Raw genomic sequence first — 4,139 nt, forward strand, 5'->3', positions numbered from 1 at the left:
AATGATTATGAGACAGGAAGTCTATTTTTTTAATTTTATTTACTTATTTTTTCCTTTAATTTCATTGTAATAAAGTACAATTTGTTGTTTTGTATATTAAAAAAAGAAAGCATTAGGTTTAGGTTAATTTACATATTTTAGAAAGGATACCCTGACCCATAGGGGTCGAGGCAGTTTGTATTGTGTGTAAAATTATTTAGTTGAAATTACAATTTTCTATAGTTCCATTAATATCCTGATTTACGCCGATTGCATATTCTGAATTAATTTCATTAAAATTACAATTTCTTACTTCATAGTTGTTATCAATGAAGATAACTTCCCAATGTCCGGTTGCGTTATCTTTATTGAAATTACTGTTAATTACTTTACCATTTTTCATATAGACAGCACCAGCATAACCTCCTGCAATATTGCTATCAAAATTACAGTTGTCTACTGCACCGTTATTTATGTATAATGCACCGCCAAAAATAGCGTCATTTTTAGTTAAATTAGAATTGGATACCGCACCATTTTTATTAATGTATACCGCACCACCTTTTGTGTAAGCAAAGTTGTTTTCAGCATTACAATTGTCCACACTACCTTCATGCATCCAAATTGCACCACCGTCATTTCCAGCATAGTTGTTTTTAAAATTACTGTTATTGACAGATCCGCTCATTATCCAAGCAGCACCACCATCGCGCTCAGCACGATTGTTTTCAAAATTACAGTTTTCAATATTACCGTAATATATTCCAACAGCTCCTCCATCGTAAGCAGTATTACCGATAAAGGAAATATTGTTTTTAATGATAATATTTCATCAAGATTAAATGGTTTATACTCAACAAAATATATTAATTTTTATGTTAACTCATCTAATTATATAATGGTAGTTGCAGATACTTCAAATTATAATGGGACATTACCTTCTAGATTTAGTTTAATTGATAATGGCTGGGTTACTCCTGTTAAAAAACAAATTGGAGGTACATGTTGGGATTATGCTAATGTGGGAGCTATTGAATCTGCATTAGTTAAAGCAACAGGTGTTGTTTATGATTTATCTGAAAATAACCTCAAAAACGTGATGGGCATATTTTCAGATTCTGGTGATATAAGATATGTTCCAGATGACGGATGGTATACTTCTGATACTCATGAATATTTAGCAAGTTGGTATACTCTTGTTTCTGAGGATTTAGATCCTGCTGTAAAAGGCAGTTCCTTTTCTCCAAACTTTAATAATGAATTGATTCATATTCAAAATGTGGCATTTGCTTCAAAAAGAAATGCTACTGATAATGATGCTATTAAAGAAGCACTTATGAAATATGGTGGAGTATTGTCCTCAATGCGTTATGAGAGTAAAAATTTTAATGGTAATAGTTATTATTATAATGGCAGTTCATATTGTAATCATGCGGTTGTTATTGTCGGTTGGGACGATAACTATTCTAAAAATAACTTCAAGGGTGATTGTCCTGGTGATGGTGCATGGATAATTAGAAATGCTGAGGGTCCTAAGTTCAAAGATAATGGTTATTTCTATATTTCTTACTATGATACAAAAATTGCTTATACTAGTCAGTATTTTATTTTCAATGATACAGTTAGATTTGACAGAAATTATCAACATGATTATATTATTGATTCTTGGAAAAAAATCAGTAAAAAATTTGCTTATTATAAAAATGTTTATAGAAGCGTGGCTAATGAAGAATTACTTGCATTTTCAACTTTCTTTAAGGAATCTTGTGATTGGGAAGTAAGTATTTATGTTGGAGATAAATTAAAATATTCTCAAACTGGAAAAGCAATGTCTAAAGGTTATTTTACATTTAATTTCGATAATGCTGTTAACTTGTCTAAAGGTGATGAATTCAGTATAGTTTTAAAAGTTTCAAATGGCAAATCCACTAATTATATTCCAATCAATAATAAAAATAATATGGTTACCACTACTGGAGACAGAGGTATTTCATATTATAGTATTGATGGTAAAAATTGGAAAGATTTGGATAATGATCATCAAGTTGCATGTTTGAAAGTATTTTCACGCAATATTGAAGTTAATTCCAACATGGCTGTTGCAACCACAACAACTTAATTAAATAGGCAATATACTGTACATGAAAGAAAGAAATTATGTATTTGATTTAAATAAAAATATTTTGTGGTGGATTTAAAAAACTTTTAAATCAACCATCACTTTCTCTTTTTCATGATTAACTATGTAAAGAAAAAATTTTTTTCATCGTTCATTGAATTTTTCATGCTAAAAACCATACCTTTATAAAGGTTAAAATAGATATTTTATTGTAAGATATCTATACTTATTACAAACATGACTATGTGTGCTTTTTGTCTATGTTTAAATTTATCTCAAGATATCTTCATTTTAGATAAATCGTGTTATTTATCTATTAATTATTATTTACTAATTTATATCTTATGAATTTAGATTGTACTGCTTGTAAGTAGTATAAATCGCAGCGGTGGATTCATAGATATGTTTTTTGACAAAATGTTTAGAGGAAAAAATATGCCAGGACTTTTTGCTGCAAAAAAACTTAAAAAGAATAGACAAAATTTTAAGTGGAAAGATGTAGATTACAAAAGGAAAGCTTTAAGATTAGATGTTAAAGCAGACCCTCTTGAAGGAGCTCCTCAAGCTAGAGGAATTGTAATCGAAAAAGTAGGGATAGAAGCAAAACAACCTAACTCTGCTATTCGTAAATGTGTACGTGTTCAATTAATTAAAAACGGTAAACAATTAACTGCTTTCGCACCAGGTGACGGAGCTATTGGTTTTATCGATGAGCACGATGAAGTTATGATTGAAGGAATTGGAGGACCTTCCGGAAGATCCATGGGTGATATTCCTGGAGTTCGTTGGAAAGTGTCCAAAGTTAACAATGTAGCTTTATCTGAAATGGTAAGTGGAAAAATAGAAAAACCTGTAAGATAAGGAAGGTAATTTTTATGAGTAAATTATTTGATAAATGGGATCTCGATGAAGTAAAAGTTGAGGACTTAGGTTTAATTAAATACATTTGTTTAGATGAAACTCTTGTACCTCACACTTCAGGTAGACATGTAAAAAGACAATTCGCAAAATCTAAAGTATCCATTGTTGAAAGATTAATGAATAAAGTTATGAGAACCCACCTCAACTCTGGTAAAAAAAATAAAGCTTACAACATTGTAAAAGAAGCATTAGAAATTATTCACAGAAGAACTAAAAAGAACCCTGTTCAAGTTTTAGTTACTGCAGTTGAAAACACTGCACCTCGTGAAGAAACTACCCGTATTAAATACGGTGGTATTGGATACCAAGTAGCTGTGGATATTTCCCCACAAAGAAGAGTTGACCTCTCCCTTGGATTTTTAACCAGAGGTACTTTACAATCATCATTCAAAAACAAAAGATCTGTTGCTGAATGTTTAGCTGATGAATTAATTCTTGCTTCTGAAGAAGATTCTAGAAGCTTTGCTTTACAAAAAGCTGAAGAGAAAGAAAGAGTTGCTAAAGCAGCACACTAATCATGATTAATATTTAGGTGATTTTCTTGAGTAGAAGAGACAAAATGATTGCAAAAATCAAAGAATTAATGTATGAACCTGATCAAATCAGAAACATTGGTATCTGTGCTCACATTGACCACGGTAAAACCACTTTATCTGATAACCTTTTAGCAGGTGCAGGAATGATTTCCGAAGAACTTGCTGGTGATCAAAGATTCTTAGATTTTGATGAACAAGAACAAGCACGTGGTATTACTATCGATGCAGCTAACGTATCTATGGTACACGATTATAAAGAAAAAGAATACTTAATCAACTTAATCGATACCCCTGGTCACGTTGACTTCGGTGGGGACGTAACTCGTGCTATGAGAGCTGTTGACGGTGCAGTAGTTGTTGTTTGTGCTGTAGAAGGTATCATGCCTCAGACTGAAACAGTATTCAGACAAGCTTTAAAAGAAAATGTTAAACCAGTTTTATTTATTAACAAAGTTGACAGATTAATCAACGAGTTAAAATTAGAACCTGAAGAATTACAAAACAGATTCATTAAAATTTTCATGGAAGCTAACAAATTAATCAAAAACATGGCTCCTGAAGATAAAAAAGATGAATGGGCTTTA

Annotated in this window: 5 protein-coding genes; 4 read left to right on the forward strand and 1 reads right to left on the reverse strand. The window is 31.1% G+C overall.

Annotation, left to right across the window (positions count from 1 at the left end):
- Positions 1-196: 196 nt before the first annotated feature.
- Positions 197-667, reverse strand: coding sequence for a hypothetical protein (locus ACKI5C_RS03235; protein WP_407431789.1), 471 nt, complete (start codon positions 665-667; stop codon positions 197-199).
- Here ACKI5C_RS03235 and ACKI5C_RS03240 point away from each other — a divergent pair.
- The 4 genes from ACKI5C_RS03240 to ACKI5C_RS03255 form a co-directional block, all read left to right on the forward strand.
- Positions 593-2,098 (forward strand): lectin like domain-containing protein, encoded by a 1,506-nt coding sequence (locus ACKI5C_RS03240; protein ID WP_407431790.1) that lies wholly within the window; start codon positions 593-595, stop codon positions 2,096-2,098. The two genes, ACKI5C_RS03235 and ACKI5C_RS03240, sit on opposite strands and share 75 nt — an antisense overlap.
- Positions 2,099-2,533: 435 nt before the next feature.
- Entirely contained in the window at positions 2,534-2,959 is a 426-nt protein-coding gene (locus ACKI5C_RS03245; RefSeq protein WP_004033029.1) for a 30S ribosomal protein S12, read from the forward strand.
- A 14-nt stretch (positions 2,960-2,973) separates the two neighbouring features.
- A complete protein-coding gene (locus tag ACKI5C_RS03250) occupies positions 2,974-3,534 on the forward strand; it encodes a 30S ribosomal protein S7 (RefSeq protein WP_296798108.1) in 561 nt (186 codons plus the stop codon).
- A 26-nt stretch (positions 3,535-3,560) separates the two neighbouring features.
- Positions 3,561-4,139, forward strand: a 579-nt coding sequence (locus ACKI5C_RS03255) for a GTP-binding protein (RefSeq protein WP_407431791.1), incomplete at its 3' end; no start/stop codon positions are given.

The organism is Methanobrevibacter sp., assembly GCF_045646045.1.
GTDB lineage: Archaea > Methanobacteriota > Methanobacteria > Methanobacteriales > Methanobacteriaceae > Methanocatella.